This window comes from Streptosporangium sp. NPDC048047, assembly GCF_040653115.1.
Classification (GTDB): Bacteria; Actinomycetota; Actinomycetes; order Streptosporangiales; family Streptosporangiaceae; genus Streptosporangium.
In genome coordinates, this window is record NZ_JBEZNH010000004.1 from 132,866 (window position 1) to 152,257 (window position 19,392).

At 73.0% G+C, this 19,392-nt stretch carries 20 protein-coding genes; 7 read left to right on the forward strand and 13 right to left on the reverse strand.

Annotation, left to right across the window (positions count from 1 at the left end; genetic code table 11):
- Positions 1-249: 249 nt before the first annotated feature.
- From AB0D67_RS05215 to AB0D67_RS05235, 5 genes are all read right to left on the reverse strand, one after another.
- Positions 250-2,652 carry a Tex family protein gene (locus AB0D67_RS05215; protein WP_362930108.1) on the reverse strand — a complete coding sequence of 801 codons (2,403 nt, stop codon included), beginning with the start codon at positions 2,650-2,652 and terminating at the stop codon, positions 250-252.
- Between the two features lie 276 nt (positions 2,653-2,928).
- Positions 2,929-3,138, reverse strand: coding sequence for a hypothetical protein (locus AB0D67_RS05220; RefSeq protein ID WP_362930110.1), 210 nt, complete (start codon positions 3,136-3,138; stop codon positions 2,929-2,931).
- 59 nt (positions 3,139-3,197) lie between these two features.
- Positions 3,198-4,100 (reverse strand): DUF4097 family beta strand repeat-containing protein, encoded by a 903-nt coding sequence (locus AB0D67_RS05225; RefSeq protein ID WP_362930112.1) that lies wholly within the window; start codon positions 4,098-4,100, stop codon positions 3,198-3,200.
- A gap of 164 nt (positions 4,101-4,264) precedes the next feature.
- The gene (locus AB0D67_RS05230; protein WP_362930114.1) at positions 4,265-4,843 is read right to left on the reverse strand and encodes a toxin-antitoxin system HicB family antitoxin; all 579 of its coding nucleotides are present in this window, start codon (positions 4,841-4,843) and stop codon (positions 4,265-4,267) included.
- Between the two features lie 159 nt (positions 4,844-5,002).
- Complete coding sequence (locus tag AB0D67_RS05235; RefSeq protein ID WP_362930116.1) at positions 5,003-5,530, reverse strand: GNAT family protein; 528 nt, start codon at positions 5,528-5,530, stop codon at positions 5,003-5,005.
- A gap of 218 nt (positions 5,531-5,748) precedes the next feature.
- Here AB0D67_RS05235 and rpmG point away from each other — a divergent pair, with 218 nt between their 5' ends.
- On the forward strand, positions 5,749-5,913 hold the full coding sequence (gene rpmG, locus AB0D67_RS05240; RefSeq protein WP_355638788.1) for a 50S ribosomal protein L33: 165 nt from the start codon (positions 5,749-5,751) through the stop codon (positions 5,911-5,913).
- Between the two features lie 107 nt (positions 5,914-6,020).
- On the opposite strand, the gene AB0D67_RS05245 is transcribed toward rpmG, so the two are convergent.
- A complete protein-coding gene (locus AB0D67_RS05245) occupies positions 6,021-6,590 on the reverse strand; it encodes a TetR/AcrR family transcriptional regulator (RefSeq protein ID WP_362930118.1) in 570 nt (189 codons plus the stop codon).
- Between the two features lie 86 nt (positions 6,591-6,676).
- Positions 6,677-7,123, reverse strand: a complete 447-nt coding sequence (locus tag AB0D67_RS05250; RefSeq protein WP_362930120.1) for a hypothetical protein — start codon at positions 7,121-7,123, stop codon at positions 6,677-6,679.
- Positions 7,124-7,169: 46 nt separating this feature from the next.
- Between AB0D67_RS05250 and AB0D67_RS05255 the strand changes: the two genes are divergently transcribed.
- Positions 7,170-7,610 (forward strand): MarR family transcriptional regulator, encoded by a 441-nt coding sequence (locus tag AB0D67_RS05255; protein WP_362930122.1) that lies wholly within the window; start codon positions 7,170-7,172, stop codon positions 7,608-7,610.
- The gene (locus tag AB0D67_RS05260) at positions 7,600-8,907 is read left to right on the forward strand and encodes an alpha-amylase family protein (protein WP_362930124.1); all 1,308 of its coding nucleotides are present in this window, start codon (positions 7,600-7,602) and stop codon (positions 8,905-8,907) included. The genes AB0D67_RS05255 and AB0D67_RS05260 overlap by 11 nt, the downstream gene beginning before the upstream one ends.
- Here the strand turns inward: AB0D67_RS05260 and AB0D67_RS05265 are convergent.
- From AB0D67_RS05265 to AB0D67_RS05280, 4 genes are all read right to left on the reverse strand, one after another.
- Positions 8,894-9,454, reverse strand: coding sequence for a cellulose binding domain-containing protein (locus tag AB0D67_RS05265; RefSeq protein WP_362930126.1), 561 nt, complete (start codon positions 9,452-9,454; stop codon positions 8,894-8,896). The two genes, AB0D67_RS05260 and AB0D67_RS05265, sit on opposite strands and share 14 nt — an antisense overlap.
- Before the next feature lie 139 nt (positions 9,455-9,593).
- Positions 9,594-10,700, reverse strand: coding sequence for a lytic polysaccharide monooxygenase (locus tag AB0D67_RS05270; protein WP_362930128.1), 1,107 nt, complete (start codon positions 10,698-10,700; stop codon positions 9,594-9,596).
- Positions 10,701-11,145: 445 nt separating this feature from the next.
- The gene (locus AB0D67_RS05275) at positions 11,146-11,631 is read right to left on the reverse strand and encodes a GNAT family N-acetyltransferase (protein WP_362930130.1); all 486 of its coding nucleotides are present in this window, start codon (positions 11,629-11,631) and stop codon (positions 11,146-11,148) included.
- Positions 11,632-11,705: 74 nt separating this feature from the next.
- Entirely contained in the window at positions 11,706-15,023 is a 3,318-nt protein-coding gene (locus AB0D67_RS05280) for a SpoIIE family protein phosphatase (protein ID WP_362930132.1), read from the reverse strand.
- A gap of 74 nt (positions 15,024-15,097) precedes the next feature.
- On the opposite strand from AB0D67_RS05280, the gene AB0D67_RS05285 reads away from it, so the two are divergent.
- From AB0D67_RS05285 to AB0D67_RS05295, 3 genes are all read left to right on the forward strand, one after another.
- Complete coding sequence (locus AB0D67_RS05285) at positions 15,098-15,430, forward strand: STAS domain-containing protein (RefSeq protein WP_362930134.1); 333 nt, start codon at positions 15,098-15,100, stop codon at positions 15,428-15,430.
- Positions 15,420-15,818 (forward strand): ATP-binding protein, encoded by a 399-nt coding sequence (locus tag AB0D67_RS05290; RefSeq protein WP_362930136.1) that lies wholly within the window; start codon positions 15,420-15,422, stop codon positions 15,816-15,818. Before AB0D67_RS05285 ends, AB0D67_RS05290 begins: the two co-directional genes overlap by 11 nt.
- Before the next feature lie 393 nt (positions 15,819-16,211).
- Positions 16,212-16,793, forward strand: coding sequence for an HAD family phosphatase (locus AB0D67_RS05295; RefSeq protein ID WP_362930138.1), 582 nt, complete (start codon positions 16,212-16,214; stop codon positions 16,791-16,793).
- Between the two features lie 178 nt (positions 16,794-16,971).
- On the opposite strand, the gene AB0D67_RS05300 is transcribed toward AB0D67_RS05295, so the two are convergent.
- Positions 16,972-17,181, reverse strand: a complete 210-nt coding sequence (locus AB0D67_RS05300; RefSeq protein ID WP_362930140.1) for a hypothetical protein — start codon at positions 17,179-17,181, stop codon at positions 16,972-16,974.
- Between the two features lie 301 nt (positions 17,182-17,482).
- The gene (locus AB0D67_RS05305) at positions 17,483-17,851 is read right to left on the reverse strand and encodes an STAS domain-containing protein (RefSeq protein ID WP_362930141.1); all 369 of its coding nucleotides are present in this window, start codon (positions 17,849-17,851) and stop codon (positions 17,483-17,485) included.
- A 335-nt stretch (positions 17,852-18,186) separates the two neighbouring features.
- Here AB0D67_RS05305 and AB0D67_RS05310 point away from each other — a divergent pair, with 335 nt between their 5' ends.
- Positions 18,187-19,392, forward strand: coding sequence for an acetate/propionate family kinase (locus AB0D67_RS05310; RefSeq protein ID WP_362930143.1), 1,206 nt, complete (start codon positions 18,187-18,189; stop codon positions 19,390-19,392).

Here is a 19,392-nt window from a genome sequence, read left to right on the forward strand (position 1 = left end):
CGGGTCCGGACGGCGGGTCCGGACGGCGGGTCCGGACGGCGGGTCCGGACGGCGGACACGGCCACCGGGCGGCACGGCTCCGACCGGTGGCACCGCCTCGACCGGTGGCACCGCCTCGACCGGTGGCTCGGCCTTGACCCGCGGTGCGGCCTTGACCCGCGGTGCGGCCTTGACCCGCGGTGCGGTGTTGACCCGCGGTGCGGCCGCCGCCCGTGTGGGCGGCGGCCGTACCGTGTGGCGTGTCGGCGTCTACCGGTCGCCGCCGGGGCCGGTGAGCCCGGCGCGGCGCAGCGCGTCGGCCATCGCCCCGCCCGGCGCGTCGCGCCGCCGGTCACCCCGCCCCTGCTGGTCGCCTCGCCCCTGCCGGCCGCCCTGGCCGCGGTCACCCTGGCCCTGCTGCCGGCCGCCCTGGCCCTGTCGGCCACCCTGACCCTGCCGATCGCCGCGACGGCCGCCGTCGGCCTGGTCGCGCCTGCCCCCGCCCCGGGCGGGCTCGTCGTCCAGGCGGAGGGTCAGGGAGATGCGCTTGCGCGGGATGTCGACGTCGAGCACCTTCACCCGGACGATGTCGCCGGGCCTGACGACCTCGCGCGGATCCCTGACGAAGGTGTGCGACAGCGCGGAGACGTGGACCAGGCCGTCCTGGTGCACGCCGACGTCGACGAACGCGCCGAACGCGGCGACGTTGGTGACCACACCCTCCAGCACCATTCCGGGTTCGAGGTCGGAGATCTTCTCCACGCCCTCCTTGAAGGCCGCGGTCTTGAAGGCCGGGCGCGGATCGCGGCCGGGCTTCTCCAGCTCCGACAGGATGTCGGTGACGGTCGGCAGGCCGAAGGTGTCGTCGACGAAGTCCTGGGGCCGCAGCGACCGCAGGGCCGTGCCGTTGCCGATCAGCTCGCGGATGCCGCCGCCGGTGGCCGACAGGATGCGGCGCACCACCGGGTACGCCTCGGGGTGGACGCTGGAGGAGTCGAGGGGGTCGTCGCCGTCCGGGATGCGCAGGAAGCCCGCGCACTGCTCGAACGCCTTGGGGCCGAGGCGGGGCACTTCCTTGAGCGCCCGGCGCGACCGGAACGGGCCGGACGCGTCGCGGTGGGCGACGATGTTGTCGGCCAGGCCCGCCGTGATGCCCGACACGCGCGCCAGCAGCGGCGCCGAGGCGGTGTTCACGTCGACCCCCACCGCGTTCACGCAGTCCTCGACGACCGCGTCGAGCGAACGGGACAGTTTGGTCTCGGCGAGGTCGTGCTGGTACTGGCCCACGCCGATCGACTTGGGATCGATCTTGACCAGCTCGGCCAGCGGGTCCTGGAGGCGCCGGGCGATCGACACCGCGCCGCGCAGCGACACGTCCATGCCGGGCAGCTCCTGGGAGGCGTAGGCGGAGGCGGAGTAGACGGACGCGCCGGCCTCCGACACCATGACCTTGGTCAGCCCGGGGACCAGCTTCACGAGCTCGCCGGCGAGCTTGTCGGTCTCGCGGGAGGCGGTGCCGTTGCCGATCGAGACCAGCTCCACGTCGTGCTTCTTCGCCAGCGCGGCCAGCGTGGCGAGCGACTGGTCCCACTGGCGGCGCGGTTCGTGCGGGTAGATCGTGGCGGTCTCCAGCACCTTGCCGGTGGCGTCGACCACCGCGACCTTCACACCGGTGCGCAGACCCGGGTCCAGGCCCATGGTGGCGCGGGTGCCGGCGGGCGCGGCGAGCAGCAGGTCACGGAGGTTGGCGGCGAACACGCGCACCGCCTCGTCCTCGGCCGCCTGCCACAGCCGGGTCCGCAGGTCGATGCCGAGGTGGACGAGGATGCGGGTGCGCCAGGCCCAGCGGACGGTGTCGGCAAGCCACTTGTCGGCCGGACGGCCCCGGTCGGTGACGCCGAAGCGATGCGCGATGCTCGCCTCGTAGGAACCGGTGGGCTCCGGCTCGGGCTCCAGCTCGGGCTCCAGGGTGAGGGTGAGGATCTCCTCCTTCTCACCGCGGAACATCGCCAGGATCCGGTGGGAGGGCAGCTTGGTGAACGGCTCGGAGAAGTCGAAGTAGTCGGAGAACTTCGCCCCCTGCTCCTCCTTGCCCTCGCGGACCGCGGAGACCACGCGGCCCTTGTTCCACATCCGCTCGCGCAGCCCGCCGACCAGGTCGGCGTCCTCGGCGAACCGCTCGACGAGGATCGCCCGCGCCCCGTCCAGCGCGGCGGCGGCGTCGGGCACCCCCTCGCCGACGAAGGCCGCGGCGGCGGCCTGCGGGTCGACGGACGGGTCGGCGAGCAGGCCGTCGGCGAGCGGTTCGAGACCGGCCTCGCGGGCGATCTGCGCCTTGGTCCGCCGCTTGGGCTTGTAGGGGAGGTAGATGTCCTCCAGGCGGGCCTTGGAGTCGGCCGCGGCGATCTGCGCCTCGAGGGCGTCGTCGAGCTTGCCCTGGGAACGGATCGACTCCAGGATCGCGGCCCGCCGGTCCTCCAGCTCCCGCAGGTAACGCAGCCGCTCCTCCAGCGTGCGCAGCTGCGTGTCGTCGAGCGCTCCCGTGACCTCCTTGCGGTAACGGGCGATGAACGGAACCGTGGAGCCGCCGTCGAGCAACTCCACGGCCGCCTGTACCTGCCGCTCGCGCACACCCAGCTCGTCGGCGATCCGCTGATGAATTGACGTGGTCACGATCTCTCTTTCCTCGGACGGGCAGCCGGGGCGGGCGGCCCTGTGGGCAGCCCCAAAGTTACCGCGCGACCCCGACAGGGTCCGGGTGAGATCCGGGGGAGATCGGTGCCCCGGGGGCCGAGAGCGGGGTGAGGGGCGGGAGGGCGGCGGCGGGACGGCGGTCGCGCGGCGGTGGGACGGGACCGGACGGTGGCCGGGCGGCGGTGGGACGGGGCCGGGCGGCGGTCGCGTGATGGCGGACGGGGCCGGGCGGGCCCGGGCGATGACGAACGGTGGTCAGACGGTGGTCGGGCGGTGGTGGGCGGGGCCGGGGCGTACTCCGGGGGGTTCGGGGCTGATCCGGTCGGCGAGCCGGCGCATGGCGCGGGCGGTCCACCGGCGGGCGGGACCGGGACGCCGGGGGGTCAGGCGCGAGAGCTCGGCCTCGGCGATCGCCTCGGCGTGCGTCGTCCGGTACAGGGCGGTGATCTGGAAATCGTTGTTCACGGCTCTTCCCTTCCGGGGTTGCGGGGCTGCGGGGGCACGGTGGGATCCGGGCGCGGGTCCTACGGGTGGGTGCGCACCAGGGAGATGTCACCGCTCACGGTCTTGACGCGGATCTCGGCTCGTGGGGCCTCGTCACCGGGCCGTTCCGCCTCCTCCAGGCCGGAACGGAGGTCGCCGGAGGTCGTGGAGACGTCGAGCCAGGCGCTGACCCCGTCGGCGACGCCGATCCTGACGTCGCCCGACACGCTGTCGACCGACACCCGGCCGCGGGCGACCGTCCCGATCCCGACGTCACCGGAGGAGGTGCGGGTCTCCACGAGGTCGCCGGCCGTTCCGATCGTGACGTCCCCGGAGGCGCTGATCGTCCGGAAGGACGCGCCGGCCGCCTCGACGGTGATGTCGCCGGAGCCGCTCTTGACGGTGGTGTCACCGTTGACGGCGCCCAGTTCGACGCGTCCGCTGGAGGTGGTGATCTCGGCCCCGCCGCGCAGCTCGGGCAGCCGGATGTCACCGGAGGAGGTTCTGACGCCGGCTTCGGCGCCGGTGACGTCACATGTGACGTCACCGCTCGCCGTCCTGACCTCGAGGCGGGCGCAGCGCTCGATCCGGACGTCGCCGGAGGCCGAGCCGACCGCGACGTCCCCCAGCGGGCCGGAGGTCCGGATGTCGGCGGAGGCGGTCTGGAGGGTGACGGCCGACCCCTCGGGAAGGGCGACGAGCACGTCCACGCGCGCCTGACGTCCCAGCATCGTGCGCTGCTCGGGCGCCTCGACCAGGATCGTGCCGTCGGCCAGCCGCTCGACGCGGGTCCCGCTGGCGGCCTCGGCGTCGGCGGAGCTGGACGAGCGGGAGGGCCGGACCTCGACGACGGCGTCCTCACGTGGGGCGGCGGTGACCTCCAGGAGGCCGGCGGGCAGCTTGACCCGCAGGGTGACGGGTTCGGGGGAGGGGAACGAGGGCATGGCGAGATCTCCCTTTCGGGGGCGGAGGACCAGGAACGGTGTGGGGGCCGGAAGGCCCGGGGGTGGGTGCCTGCCGCTCAGGCGCGGACGGACGGGCGCGGGGGCCGGAAGGCCCGGGACGTCGGTGCCCGCGGCTCAGGCGCGGGCGGGCGGGTACGGGCGTCTCAGCGCGCCCAGCCGCTGAGGCGCTTGCCGCCCCCGCGGGAGCGCGGCTCCGGCGGGCCGTCCCGCAGCGCGGTGGACAGCACGCGGACCAGCCACGCGTTGACCGACACGCCCTCGGCGCCGGCCGCCTCCTCGATGCGGCTCTTGAGCGACTCGGGCAGGCGCAGGGTCATCCTGGCCGTGCCCTCCTCGCCCGCCGGCGGCGGGGGCGACGGCGGGGCCGGGGGGAACGGCGGCACGGGGAGGCCGGGCGGCCCCGGCGGGTACGGGGCGCCGGGCGGCGTGAACGCTCCGGGCGCTCCGGGCGGCGGCGCGAAGTCCGCGGCCTCCCCGAAGTCCGGCGGTGTCACCACGAACTCGGGTTCGCGGTTGCGGATCCGCACCTCGACCGAGCCGGGCGCGAGTTCGCGGGTGACCTCGTCGGCCGCTGCCGACAGCACCTCGATGAGGGTGAGCCTGACGGCGGAGTCGAGCGAGGCGGTGAGGTTCTCCACGGCGGCCCGGGTCTCGGCGTCGGCGACCGCCGCCGAAGCGGCCAGTGCGCGGCGGAGATTCTCGACGAAGGGCGTGACGTCCATGGACATCACTATGACGCCATGAATGACGTCACGTCAAGCGAAATGACGTCATTTATGGCGTCCACTTGATGTCATGTGACGTCAAGATGATGTCGGCGGCTTCACTCCGCAGGCACGTCCGGTCGTACGGATCTCCGTTCGGTGTCGTGCCGGGACGGGTCAGTCGCGCAGTTCGCCCTCCAGCATGCTCATCAGGAACATGTCGTACCACCGGCCGTCGCGGCGGAACACCTCGCGGAGCCGGCCCTCCCTGACGAACCCGACCTTCTCGTAGACGTGGATCGCGGAGACGTTCTCGGTGACCACGCTCAGCTCGATCGAGTGCAGCCGCATCCTGCCGAAGCCGTATCGGCACATCTCCCGGGTGGCATCGGTGGCGTAGCCGCGCCCCCAGCAGTCCTTCTCGCCGATGTAGACGTCGAATGTGGCACGGCCGATCTCCGGCTGGGCGTCGCTCAGACGGACGAGCCCGATGAGGCGGCCCCCGTCGAGGGTCTCGACTCCGAGGAGGACGTCGTCGTAGGAGTTGACCGGGCGGTCCTCGCAGCGCCGGGCGACCTGGGCGAGCGTCTGCGGGTAGCCCTCGTCCATCCAGCGCATCACCTCCGGGTCGCTGTTCCAGCGCCACAGGTGTTCCGCCTCGGACGGCTCCATCGGCCGCAGCCGCACCAGTTCTCCGGTCAGCAAGGATCCGCTCCTTATGCTCGTTCTCATGGGAATCGCGGCATGTCTAGCAGTCGCGATCCCGCGCCTCAACCGGTTATCCGGTTGTCGGGCCGGAGGTGGAGCGAGAAGTCCTCACTTGAAAGGAATGGAAATCGTTGTCGTCGTGTTGTGCGTCCCGTCGGTCGGAGAGATCGACCGGAGGGGTCGATCGGAGAGATCGATCGGAAGAGGAGAGGGCCATGGCTGGAAACGAGCTCCGTCCCGTGATCAAGCTGCGCTCGACCGCGGGCACCGGCTACACCTACGTGACGCGCAAGAACCGGCGGAACTCCCCCGACCGGCTCACGCTCGCCAAGTACGACCCGATCGCCCGGCGGCACGTGGAGTTCCGCGAGGACCGCTGAGGCCCCGTTCCGCGGCTTCCCGCCGTCCCGGGATTCCGGGGCGGCCCCGGTGCGGCCCGTCCCGGGGCCGTGCCGGGCCGCGGGCGACGCCGGCCGCCCGACGCGTCTCAGGGCGTGGGCCGGCTTCGCAACAGGCCGTCGAGGTGGTCCAGGATCCACTCCCAGGTCTCCTGCGTGCCGGGTTCGCTGTGGCTGAAGCCGCCGGCCGCCTCCAGGCTGATGTAGCCGTGAAAGACACTGCCCAGCAGCCGTACGGCGTGCGTCCGGTCGGCTTCCGTCAGGTCGTAGCCGCGCAGGATCGCCCGTGTCATCTGCGAGTGTCTGCCTCCGGCGCTCGCGGCCGCGGTCTCCGGGTCGAGCCGGAGGCGCGTCGCGTCGTAGCGGCCGGGGTGCTCCCGGGCGTAGTCACGGTAGATGTTTCCCAGCGCTGCCAGGGCGTCCCGGCCCGCTCGTCCGGCCAGGGCGGTGGCGGCCCGGTCGGCGAGTTCCTCCAGTGCGAGCAGGGCGATCCGGGTCTTGAGATCCTGGGAGCCCTTCAGGTGTGAGTACAGGCTCGCGACCTTGACGTCGAACCTCCTGGCGAGCGCCGAGACGGTCACCTGGTCGAAGCCGACCTCGTCGGCGAGTTCCGCCCCCGCCTGGACCAGGCGTTCCGTCGTCAGCCCCGCGCGCGCCACGGCTCTCCTCCCAGTCGCCTGAAAGGATTATGTGATTTCCTAAAGCATTTAGGCAACCGGCTCCGCCGGCGCCGTACCGGCCGGGGTCAGCGCTCGCCCCGGCGGGCCGGGGCGAGGCCGAGTCCGGCGATCGCGTGGGCGTGCGCGACGAGGTCCGCGATCGGCTCGGCGGGCGGGGGCTCCGCATGTGAAGCTTTCCGCCCGGGGGACTCCGCGGCGGTGGAGAGTGACCGCCGTACCGTGAACGCCGCCGCGCCGAGGACGCGCCGCCAGTCGTCGAAGCCGAGCGGCATCCCGCATCCGGTCGCCGCGGCGGCTCCGGCGCCGAGAGCGGCGGCCGCCGCCGGCAGCTCGGCGGGCCCGACCCTCGCGAGTCCGCGCGGAACGGCGAACGCGAGCATGACGGCGAACACGATCGCGTCGACCGGTACGGCCCACCAGGCGCGCAGTTGTGTCATCGACCAGAAAGCGGGCAGCACCACCGCCATGGTCCCCGCGCACGCTCGCACTGCGGCGAGCACCCGATCCCGCATCCGCGCCTCCCGGCATCGTCCATTTACTAAGTGATAGCGTACTAATATGAACGAGGAGACCACCGTGGAGGCGGTCGCGCCACGGCTGCGCGCCGGGGTGCTGCGGCTGGCACGCCGTCTGAGGGTGGACCGGGACCACTCGGCGCTGAGCAACAACAAGATCGCGGTGCTCAGCCACCTCGCCCGGGAGGGCGAGAGCACCCCGTCGCGGATCAGCCGGGACGAGCGGCAGCACCCGCAGTCCCTCACGCGCGTCTTCGCCGAGCTCGCCGGCGACGGCCTGATCGAGCGGATCATCGACCCCGGCGACGGCCGCCGCAGCCGCCTGCGGCTCACGCCGGCCGGACGGGCCGCGTTCGACCGGGACATGGCCCTGCGCGACCGCTGGCTCGTCGGCGCCCTCGGCGGTCTCGGCGCGGACGAGCTGAGCGTCCTCGCGGACGCTGCCCGAATCCTCGACCGGATCGGAAGAACCGATGGCATCTGAGCCCGGCTGGGTCCGGCACGCGATCTGGTGGCGGCTCTACCCGCTCGGCTTCGTCGGAGCCTTTCCCGAGCCGCCCTCCGGCCCCGTGCACCCCGGCGAGCACCGGCTGCTGCGCGTGATCGACTGGCTGGACCACGCCGTCTCCCTCGGCGCCTCGGGGATCGCGCTCGGCCCGATCTTCCTGTCGGAGACGCACGGCTACGACACGCTCGACCACTTCCGGCTCGACCCGCGCCTCGGCGACGACTCCGACTTCGACGCGCTCGTCGCCGCGGCCCGCGCCCGCGGGCTCCGGATCCAGCTCGACGGCGTGTTCAACCACGTCGGCCGCGGTCACCCCCGGGTCCGGGCCGCGCTGCGGGACGGACTCGGCAGTGAGGCGATGCGGTGGTTCAGGCCGGCCTCGGACGAGGACGGACGGGTACGGCTCGACACCTTCGAGGGACACGAGCAGCTCGTCGCGCTCGACCACGACGAGCCCGCCGTACGCGGGTACGTCGTGGACGTCATGCGGCACTGGCTCGACCGGGGCGCCGACGCGTGGCGGCTGGACGCCGCCTACCGCGTCCCCACCGCCTTCTGGGCGGACGTGCTGCCCCAGGTGCGCCACACCCACCCCGGCGCCTGGTTCGAGGCCGAGGTCATCCACGGCGACTACGCGGCGTTCGTCGCCGAGAGCACCGCCGACACCGTCACCCAGTACGAGCTGTGGAAGGCGATCTGGTCGAGCATCGAGCACCGCAACTTCTACGAGCTCGACTGGTCGCTCCGCCGGCACAACGACATGCTCGGCGCCTTCGCGCCCGCCACGTTCGTCGGCAACCACGACGTGACCCGCATCGCCAGCCGGATCACCGACCCCCGGCACCTCCCGCACGCCGTCGCCCTCCTCGCGCTCCTCGGCGGCACCCCCGCCGTCTACGCGGGCGACGAGTTCGGCTTCCGGGCCGTCAAGGAGGACCGGGCCGGCGGTGACGACGCGATCAGGCCCGAGTTCCCCCCGTACGGGCCCGCGCCGGACCACTCCGACGCGGAGACGCTCCGTCTCCACCAGCGGCTCATCGGGTTGCGCCGCCGGCATCCGTGGCTGCACCGCGCCTGTTCGAGAACGCGGGTGCTGAGCAACCGGCAGTACGTCATCACGCTCGAAGCGGAGGGCGAGGCGCTCGACCTCGCCCTCAACCTCGACGATGCCGAGCTGCCCGTCGGCCCCGCGACCGTGCTGGACGCGGACCCCGCCTCACGCGGGCTCGACGGGGTCGTCGCCCCGCACGGCTGGTCGGTCAGCCGCAGGTGATCTCGGTGAAGGCCGGGGGAGCGGCGGCCGAGCCCACGAAGCCCACTTCGGAGACGGTGGCCCCCGGGGCGAGGACGGCCCCCTCTGGCGCGTGGATCATCGCGATGGGGCCGCTCTGCATGGGCATGCCGTTCCACGCCTGGGTGAGCTTCGCCCCCTGGGGGAGCAGCCACTGGATGTACCAGTCGCGCATCGGCCGGCCGGAGACGTTGCTGATCGTCGCGGCTCCCCGGTAGCCGCCGGGCCAGGACTCGACGAGGGTGACGGTGGCGGTGCAGCCGGCGGCGGACGCCGTCGCGGTCCCGGCGGCGTCCGGGGTCTTCGCCGCGGTTCCGGCGGAGCTCCCGGGTTCCGCGGTGTGCCCGGCCGCGTTCCGGGTGTCCGCCGGGGAGCCGGCGGTGCCCCGGATCTCCCCGGTGTGCCCGACGGTGTGCCCGGCGGCGTGCCGGGTGTCCGCCGTACGGCCGGCGCAGGACACCGCGAGCAGCGCCGCCGCGGCCCCCAGCGAGACGACGCCGAGCAGGGGCGCGATCCTCCGGGTCGCCACCGCGGGGCCTCCTTCCGTGACCGCTTCCGTGACCGCGGCCTCCCGCGGCGCTCCGGGAGCGCCTGCCGGGAGGAGTGCGGCGGCCCCGGCCGGCGCGGGATGCGGGCGCCGGCCGGGGCCGCCTCTCAGCGGGGATCCGTCAGGGACTGGTGCAGGTCGGAGCGGGAGAGCCGCTGGTGCCGTTGGCGACGAACCCGAAGGTGGTCGATCCGTTCGCCGCGATGGTCCGGTTCCAGTCGGCGTTCCTGACCACGGCGACCGATCCGGACGCCGTGTAGGTGCCGTTCCAGACGCTGTTGATCGTGGTGCCGCTGCCCGGAGTCCAGCTCACCGTCCAGCCGTTGAGCGGGGAGGATCCGCGGTTGGTCACGGTCACCTCACCTTGGAACCCGCCTCCCCAGGTGCTGACCGTCCGGTAGGTGGCGGTGCAGGCGCCGTTGCCCGGCGTCGAGGTCGGGGTGGAGGTGGGCGTGGACGTGGGGGTCGAGGTGGGGGTCGAGGTCGGCGTCACCGTGGGGGTCGCGGTCGGCGTCGAGCCGGGACGGCCCACACCGGTCACCTCGCCCTTTCCGCCGTCGAAGACGACGTCGGAGCAGTTGTAGAAGGTCTCCGCGCTGTCGGACCGCTTCCACACCGAGTAGACGACGTGCCGGCCGGACTTGCCCGAGGGCAGCCGGGCGTCCCAGTAGTAGTAGGCGTCCGCGGTGCCCACCGCGCCGACGCTCGGCGGGTGGTCGGCCGTGTAGAAGGGCTCCGCCTCAAGGTCGTCCCAGGTCAGCGGCCGGGTGGGGTCCCAGCTGTCCTTGGAGACGTAGACGTAGAACCAGCCGGGGTGCGCGGCCCACTTGTTGTACCGGAACTGGATGGAGCTTCCGGCGGTCAGGTGGGTCACGGGCCAGTCGGCGCTCGGCAGGTCGAACCCGCTGTAGGTGGAGTTGCCGCCGCTGCACAGCTGCCCGTCGGGAATGAACCCGCGGGTGCGCCCGGCGCCGTCGGAGCGGAGCACGCCGAACCAGTTGTACAGGGAGTTGGGGCCGCTCTTCGCGACCGCCGCCGCGCAGGCGGGGTTGATGGGGACGATCTGCCCCGTCTGCGACAGGCCGTCCTGCCAGCAGAAGTACGTACGGCTGCCCGGCACCATCATCGCGCCGTGCGCCGACGCCGGACCGGGGACGAGGATGACCGCGAGTAACGCGGACAGGAGGGCTACCGCGCCCGCGGCGACGGCGCCTGGCCATTTCTTCACGGGATTACCTCCCCCTTCCGGGGATGACGAACCGCTGGTTCATGGCATGGCAGTGAAGCGCTCACGCGAAACGGACTTTAGGCCGTCGTTCCCGGGGAGTGAACGCGGTGCGGTCGCGGAGAGGGGGGCAGGCGTCATCGACGCAGGTCAGAGGATCGCGAGGGCGAGAGGACGAATGAAAGGTTCATCACCGGGACGGACGGCGAGCGTCGGATCCGCCTCCGTCGCCGGCCCCGCCGCGGGGCGCCCCCGACCGGTCCGAGCCGGAACGTGATCATGGGATCCGCTTCGCCGCGAGGCGTCCCGGGTGCCCCCGGGCGTCCCCGGCGGATCGGCGGGATCGTGATCTCCGGGCTGTGATCTCCGGGCCGGCCGTCGCCGGCAGGCCCTCGCCGGGCGCCGGGACGTGCCGGGCGTCCCGCCGGGGCCGCTCTCCCCAGGGGTCTTACCGGGTGGCGAGTTTCTCCAGCTCCGCGCCGGTGAGCCGGTACATGTCCCACTCGTCGAGGTGCACCGCCCCCAGCGACCGGTAGAACTCGATGGAGGGGGTGTTCCAGTCGAGGACCGCCCACTCGAGGCGGCCGTAGCCGCGCTCCACGCAGATGCGCGCCAGCTCGGCGAGCAGTTGCCTGCCGTGCCCCCCGCCCCGGTGGTCGGGGTGGACGAAGAGGTCTTCGAGGTGGATCCCGTGCCTGCCCACCCAGGTGGAGTAGGTGAGGAACCAGAGCGCGAACCCCACGGGCTTCTCCTCACCCAGCTCGTCGCGCTCGGTGGCGAGGTGGCAGAACACCGCGGGGGAGTCGCAGAAGAGCGCTTCGCGCAGTTCCTCGGGGGTGGTCTGGACCTTGTCCAGTTCCTTCTCGTAATCGGCGAGGTCGCGGATCATACCGATGACGGCGGGGACGTCATCCGGCGTTGCGGGGCGAATCATGGGTGAAGTTTAGGCTGTTTCCAGCTTCGTCGTCCCGGCCTCGCGGCCCTGACCTGGGAGTCCCTGGTCCGGCCCTACGGATGGACGAAGCCGAGGAGGGCCACGTCGTCCCGGTTGTCCATGCCCTCGACGAGCGAGAGCAGCGACTCCAGCTGAGCCTCCAGGTCGAGGCCGGCCGTCCGCGCGGCCTCGGCGAGGAGCCGGTCCATGCCGGTGAGGATGCCCGTCGGCCGCCTCTCCACGATGCCGTCGGTGTAGAGCAGCAGCCGGTCTCCGCGCTCCAGGCGTACCTCGGAGGTGGGGAAGTCGACCGAGGGCAGCACCCCGATCAGCGGGGCGAGCGCCCCGTCGAGATACTCGGGTTCCCCGTCCGCCCGGCAGACCAGGGGCGGCGGATGCCCGGCACCGGCGTACCGCACGTGCCCGGTGGCCCGGGAGATCCGTACGCACAGGACGGTGGAGCGCATGCGCTCGCCCGGACCGCAGGCCATCCGGTTGAGACGGGCGAGGACGCGGCCTGGCTCGGGGTCCTCCATGGCGTAGGCCCGCAGCGCGTTGCGCACCCGGCCCATCGTGGCGGCGGCCTCGACGCCCTTGCCGACGACGTCGCCGATCACCAGCATCAGCTCGTTCCCGGAGATCTGGATGACGTCGTACCAGTCGCCGCCCACCCCCGCCTCGTCGCTGCCCGGCAGGTAGCGGCCGGCGATCCGCAGGTCGCCGTCGGAGGGGACCTCGGGCAGCAGGGCGAGTTGCAGCGTGGTCGCGATCCGGTGCTCCAGTTCCAGCCGCTCCAGGTTCGCCAGGCGCGCGAGGGCGAGTTGGGCGAGCCGGTCCAGCGCCGGTTCGCCGGTGACGGCGGCTCCGCCCATGACGGTTCCATCCGCGGTGGTCCCGTCCATGACGGTTCCCATCGCGGTGGCCCCGCCCATGACGGTTCCATCCGCGACGGTCCCGTCCGGGGCGGTCTCGTTCGCGACGGTCACGTCCGGTGGGATGACCGTGAGACCGCCGGAGGTGAGCTTCACCGCCGCCCCGGGGGAGTCGGCCAGCAGCCGGCCGTACCGCTCCGTCAGGGCGAGCACCTCGTGGGCCGTCGACGCCTCGTTGATCGCCAGCGCGGCCTCGGTCAGCTCGCGCAGCCGGCGGTTGTGCCGGGACCGTGCCTCGGCCAGCCGCAGGATTCCACGGACCCGGCCGAGCAGTTCACGGGCCGGGAACGGCTTCACGAGATACTCGTCGGCGCCCGCGGCCAGCCCGGCGAACGCCTCCTCCCGGCTGCCCCGGGCCGACAGCAGGACGATCGGAACGGTGCGGGTGGCCGGGTCGGCACGCAGCCGCCGTACCAGCTCCAGCCCGTCCATGCCGGGCATCATGACGTCGCTGACGACCAGGTCGGGCGCCCACGTCCGCGCCGCCTCCAGGGCGGCGGCCCCGTCGGCCACCGCGGTCACCGTCCAGTACGGTCTCAGCAGGCGGACGAGGTAGTCGCGCATGTCGTCGTTGTCGTCCGCCACGACGATCCGCCCCGGAGGGGGACCGTCCACGCCGTCCGGGAGCGGATGGTCCGCGTTCCCCGGGAGCGGATGGTCCGCGTCGTCCGGGAGAGGGTCGTCCGTCGCGTCCCGTCCGTCCGGGCCCCGCCGGTCGGGAAGGACCACGGGGGCCGCGGGCGCCACGGGGAAGGGGGCGCCGGGCTCCGGCGGCGGAGGCCACGCGTCGACCGGCTCCATCTCGTACGGCGTCGCCGCCTCGGCGACCTGCTCCGGGGGGAGGTGGGCCGAGCCGTACGGCAGGCTGATCGCGAAGGTGGTGCCGGCGCCGACGCGGCTGGTCACCTCGATCCGGCCGCCGTGCATGGCGACCAGTTCCCGGACCAGGGCCAGGCCGATGCCCACGCCCTCGTGGCTGCGGGAGGGCGCGCCGGGCACGCGGTAGAAGCGTTCGAACAGGCCGGGCAGCTCTTCGGCGGGGATGCCCGCCCCGGTGTCGGTGACCGTGACCAGGGCGTGCTCGCCGCCGTCCCGCACGCCGACCGTGATCCCGCCGGTGAAGGTGTGCCGCAGGGCGTTGGACAGCAGGTTGAAGACGATCCGCTCCCACAGGTTCCGGTCGACGTGGACCGGCCGCGGAAGGGGGGAGCCCTCCATCCGCAGGGTGAGCCCGGCGCTCTCCACCGCCGAGCGGAACGCCCCGGTCAGCCCGGCGGTCTGCGTGGTCAGGTCGGTCGCCTGGTAGCGGGCGCGCAGCCGGCCGGATCCGGCGCCGGTGAGGGTGAGCACGTCGTTGACCAGGGTGAGCAGCCGTGTCGCGTTGCGGCGGGCCGTGGCGAGGACGGCGCGCCGCGCGGGTTCGAGGGAGGGGTCGCCGAGCAGTTCCTCCAGCGGTCCCAGGATCAGGGCCAGCGGCGTGCGCAGCTCGTGGCTGACGTTGGCGAAGAACGCCGTCTTGGCGCTGTCGAGTTCGGCGAGCGCGCGCGTCTGGTCGCGTTCCCGCTCGTGGGCCTCGGCGGCGGTCAGCGCCCGTGACACGCTCTCGGCGAGCACCTGGAAGAACTCCCGGTGGGCCTCGTCCACGGGCAGCAGGGGGTTCATCCCGCACACCAGCAGGCCTTGGAACCCGGTCCCGGAGCCCAGCGGCAGGACGATGACGGGGCCGGGCACGCCGAAGCGCCCGCCGGACGCCGCGATGACCGGTGCCCGGCGGGCGGCGGCCGCCTGCTCGTCACCGGCGGCGATCCGCCCGGGGGCCGTGTCCCGGGGTGTGGCGAGCCGGAGGCCGCCGTCGTCGCCGAGAAGGTAGACGAGGGCGGACGGCACGTCCTCGCGGCCGTGTCCGGCGAGAGCGGCGACCACGGCCGCCGCCACGTCCGGTCGCGTCGTCATCCCGCTCGCGGCCAGGCCGACGCGGCTCAGGGTGCGGATCCTGCGTTCTCCGAGCACCCGGCCGGTCGTCTCGCTGACCAGGCAGAGGACCCCGCCGACGGTGCCGTCGGGCAGCCGGACGGGGTCGTAGGAGAGGTCGAAGTAGGTCTGCTCCGGGAAGCCGTGCCGTGCCAGCAGGAAGGGGCGGTCACGGTCCCAGAACGACTCTCCCGACTCGCGTACCCGTTCGAGCAGCGGACCCAGCGTGTCCCAGATCTCGGGCCAGGCCTCCGCGCCGGGCCGGCCGAGGGCGGCCGGGTGCTTGGCGCCGAGCGCGGTGATGTAGGCGTCGTTGTAGACGCTGATGTGCTCGGGTCCCCAGAACAGGATGATCTGGGTGCGCGATGACAGGACGATGTCGACGGTGGTCCGCAGCACCGCCGGCCACCGCTCCATCGGGCCGAGCGGGGTGCGCGCCCAGTCGTGCTCGCGGACCCGCTCGCCCATCTCGCCGCCGTGGGGCCTCACCTCGAAGTTTGCCTTCCATCCATTGGGTAGTGTGACGATACCTGGTCGATCGATCTATTCCACCGTGGGGACATATGGGCATTCGTCTGGATAGGCAGACGGATCGAGAAGGCGCTCGGGTCCTCATCCCGATCGGTGACCTCGACCGGGACGCCGTGGAGCCGTTGAGCGCCGCGGTGGGCGAGGAACTCGCCGGACGTCCCGCCCGCCTGGTGATCCGGATGACCCACGTCCCGTTCTGCGACTCCTCGGGGATCGTCATGCTGCTCGACGCCCACACCGACGCGACGGGCCGGGGCGTCCAGCTCGTCCTCGCCGATGTGGGAGAGCATCTGCGGGGCCTCTTCCGGCTCTCCGCGCTCGACCGGGTCGTCCCCATCGTCGAGGAGTCGTCCCATGGCCGATGACGCCTGTGGAGACGCGGTGACGAGCTTCCCGATCGGAGGGGACCTGTCGGAGCTGCGTGAACGCGCCCGGGAGTTCCTGACCCCCGCGAAGCTGGGCGAGAGGCAGGAGTCGAACTTCATCCTCGCCATAAGCGAGGCCGCCAACAACGTCCTGGACCACGCCCGCACCCCGGGTGTCCTCGTCCTGCGGCGATGCGCCGACCGTGTCGTGGCCGAGGTCAGCGACGAGGCGGGGACGCTCACCGATCCCCTGGCCGGCATGATCGCGCCCGAGGTCGGGTCCCGCCGTGGCTACGGGCTCTGGCTGATGCGCCAGATGTGCGACGAGGTGGAGATCGTGTCCGGGCCGGCCGGTTCGACGGTCCGGCTCGTCATGCGCCGCGACTGACCGCCGCCGTCGCCGCTCCGCCGTTCACCGTCCGGCGCCGCTCCGCCGTTCACGGTCCCATACCGCGCCGCCGTCACGGTCCGGGGTCGTGCCGACGCCCTCCACCATCTCGCCGTCCACCGTCCGGTGCCGTTCACCGTTTTGTGTCGTCCACCGTCCGGCATCGCGAAAGCCTGCCTACCCGGTGCCGGATGCTCCGGCCGCACTTGCCTTCGAACATGCGAGATGTTCAAATGAACCGGCAAGGCTTGCGTATCGGCTTCGGCGGTCCTCCGTACGGCGAGCCGCCGGGGCGGTCTCCGGTGGTCCGCCCTGGCGGCCGACCGGGTACGGCGGGCCGCCGCAACCGGCTCCGGCGCGGAGACGAAGTTCGTCATGAGACGGAGGAGAGGCGTGACCACCTGGACGCTGCTCGACTACGGCGAGGTCATCTCGCTGCCGCAGCCCGCCGAGGACGTGACGGCCATGGCGGTCCTCGCCGATCTCGACACCGAGACGTTCCTCGACCGCTACTGGCGCCACCGGGACCTCTACGACAGGGGGAGGCCCTCCCACGCCTACTGGGGCGACGTGCTGGACCGCAGGTTCTCCGAGGGGGACCCGCTGGTGGCCGCGCTCGACGCGGCCGACACCGCGAGCTGGTCGCACCTCAACCCGGCGAGCCTGGACGCCCTCCGGGCCCTCGCCGGCCGCCACCGGCTCGCACTGCTGTCCAACGCCCCCGAACCGCTGGCCGCGGCCATCGACCGGGCGCCGTGGGCGCGGGCGTTCGACCACCTCTTCTACAGCTGCCGTCTCGGCCTGGCCAAGCCCGATCCCGAGATCTTCGAGAAGGTCCTGCACGGGCTCGGCGCGGAGCCGGGCGAGGTCACCTTCTTCGACGACCGGGAGGTCAACGTCGAGGCCGCGGCGGCGGTCGGCATCGACGCCGTCCTGTACCGGCCCGGCACGCCTCTGGAGCGGTGGCCGGGCTGACCGGGCCGCCGGGTCCGTGAGCCTGACGCCACGGCGCCGGTGTCCGGGCGGCGGCGAAAGCGATGGCGAAGAGCGACGGTGGAAGCCCGGCCGCCGGACGGATCGGGTCGCCGACCCGGCGACCCGGCGACCCGGCGACCCGGCGGCACCCCCGGCGGCCCGGCGGCGCCCCGGTCCCTCAGCGGCGTCCGGTGGTGGCGATGCCCTGGACGAAGTGGCGCTGGCCGATGAAGAAGATCACGATCAGGGGGAGCGTGGTGATGACGCTCGCCGCCAGGACGATCTCCCACTTGGGATCACCGCCCTGGTAGAACTGGTCGACGACCGCCTTCAGGCCGCGGGGCAGCGTGTAGAGCGCCGGGTCCTGGAGATAGATCAGCGGCTTCATCAGGTCGAACCAGCTCGCCTTGAGCTCGAAGACGAAGGGCCACGTACGGGGTCATGGACGGCAGGTAGAAGACCGTGCGGAACACGCCCGCCGCCCGTCCGGTGATCCGGTTGAGCATGAGCGCCAGCGCGAGCGTGATGGACAGCTTCTTCCAGCCGCCCTGTGACTCCACCAGCCGGTCGGCGTAGTCGAGGGCCTCGGCCACCTTCGGGTCGTCGAGATTGGCGCCACGGATCGGGTGGAACCGGCGCTCTCCCGGGCATCTCACGGGAGATCCGATCGTCTCGGGGGAAGGCCCGGGTCAGAGGGACAGCGGAACGCTTCCTTCGAAGGCCCGCAGGACGGACTCGTCCACGCTCGCGTCGATGGGGAAGGCGTCCCTGAGCCGGGTGAGGTCGAGCAGACGGCCCAGGAAGCCGTGCACCCCGGCCAGCCGTAGCCAGCCGTTGCGCTCGTAGACGCGGCGCAGGCCGCTGAGCAGCGCCCAGACGCCGGTGGAGTCGCAGAACCTCAGCTCACGCACGTCGACGATGATGTGGACCCGACCTCGCGCCAGTAGCGTGGAGAGGGTCTCCTCCAGGGCGGAGGCGGACAGTTTGTCGAGATCGCCGGCCAGTGAGACCACGGTGAACCGCGGCCGGTCGTTCACGGCGATGGAGAGCCGGTTCATCAATATGCCCCGCTGTCCACAGCTGTTGGAGGCAGTGCCCTTGCGATTCCTCCGCCCTCTGGAGAGAGAGTGGTTGCTCGCTTCCCCCGGTCGAGGTGGGCGACGGACATCCCTGCCCGTTTCGACCGCGGGAACCACATCAGCGAGGCGCCTTCCCGCCGGGCGGACCCGGTGTTCTCTCACCACGCCTGACGGCTCCGCACGGAGCGTGCGGGGACGGTTGACCGTTGCGACCACCGTACGCCCAGGCCGGGCACAGTTCAATGCTCCCGGCGCCCGACCCGCCGCGCCCCGGGCCGGCGTTTGCCCGAGTCGGGGCCGGGCACCCGGAGACCATGGCCACCACAGACCGGGCGGTGCTCACCGTCAACGCGGGCTCGTCGAGTCTCCAGCTCCACCTGGTCCGTGACGGCGAGGTGCTGCGCGTCGAGCACAGCGAGCGGAGCCCGGAACCGGCGGAGGTCGAGCGGACCGTGGCGGACTTCCTGGACGCCGCCGGTGACTGCGAGATCACGGCCGTCGGGCACCGCCTGGTGCACGGCGGTGAGGCCGTGCGGCGTCCGACGGTGGCCGACGACGGCGTGGTGGCCGCGGTGCGCGGGTACGCCGACCTCGCCCCGCTGCACGTGCCGCCCGCGCTGGCGCTCGTCGAGGCGTGCCGCAGGCTGCTGCCCGGCGTCCCGCACGTGCTCTGCCCCGACACCGCCTTCCACTCCGGCCTGCCTGAGAGCGCCGCGACCTACCCGCTGCCCGCCGAGTGGCGCGAGAAGTACGGCCTGCACCGCTACGGCTTCCACGGCCTGTCCTACTCCTGGGCGCTGGGCCGGGCGGCGGAGCTGCTGGAGCGGCCCGCCGGGACGTCACGGCTCGTCCTCGCCCACCTCGGCGGCGGTTCCTCGGTGTGCGCGGTCCGCGAGGGCCGCAGCCTGGACACCTCGATGGGCTTCACGCCGCTGGAGGGCGTCCCGATGAGCAAGCGGTCGGGCAGCGTCGATCCCGGCATGCTGCTGTGGCTGCTGTCGGACTCCCGGCTGACCCTGGAGGAGCTGCGCGACGGCCTGGAGCACCGTTCCGGGCTGCTCGGGCTGTCGGGAGGCAGGTCCGGCGACACGCGGGAGCTGGTGAAGGCCGCCGACCCCGCCTCCGCGCTGGCCCTCGAGGTGTTCGCCCATCGGGTGGCCAGGGAGATCGGCGCCGTCGCGACGAGCCTGGACCGGCTGGACGCGCTGGTGTTCACCGGGGAGATCGGCTGGGACCAGCCGGAGGTCCGCGAGGCGGTCTGCGCTCGGCTCGGCCTGCTGGGCGTCGAACCGCCGGTCCGCGCCGCCGTGGAGGAGGACGGGGCGGTGAGCGCGCCGGGCGCGGCCGTACCGGTCCTGGTGGTCCAGCCGCGCGAGGAGCTCCAGCTCGCCCGCGACACCCTCGCCGCGCTCGGCGGAGACGGGGAGGAGACGTCCGGCGGGAACGAGAGGCGGGCGTCCGGCGGGGACGGGGAACAGGCGCCCGGTGCGGACGGGAAGCAGACGGGAGAGATCAGGTGA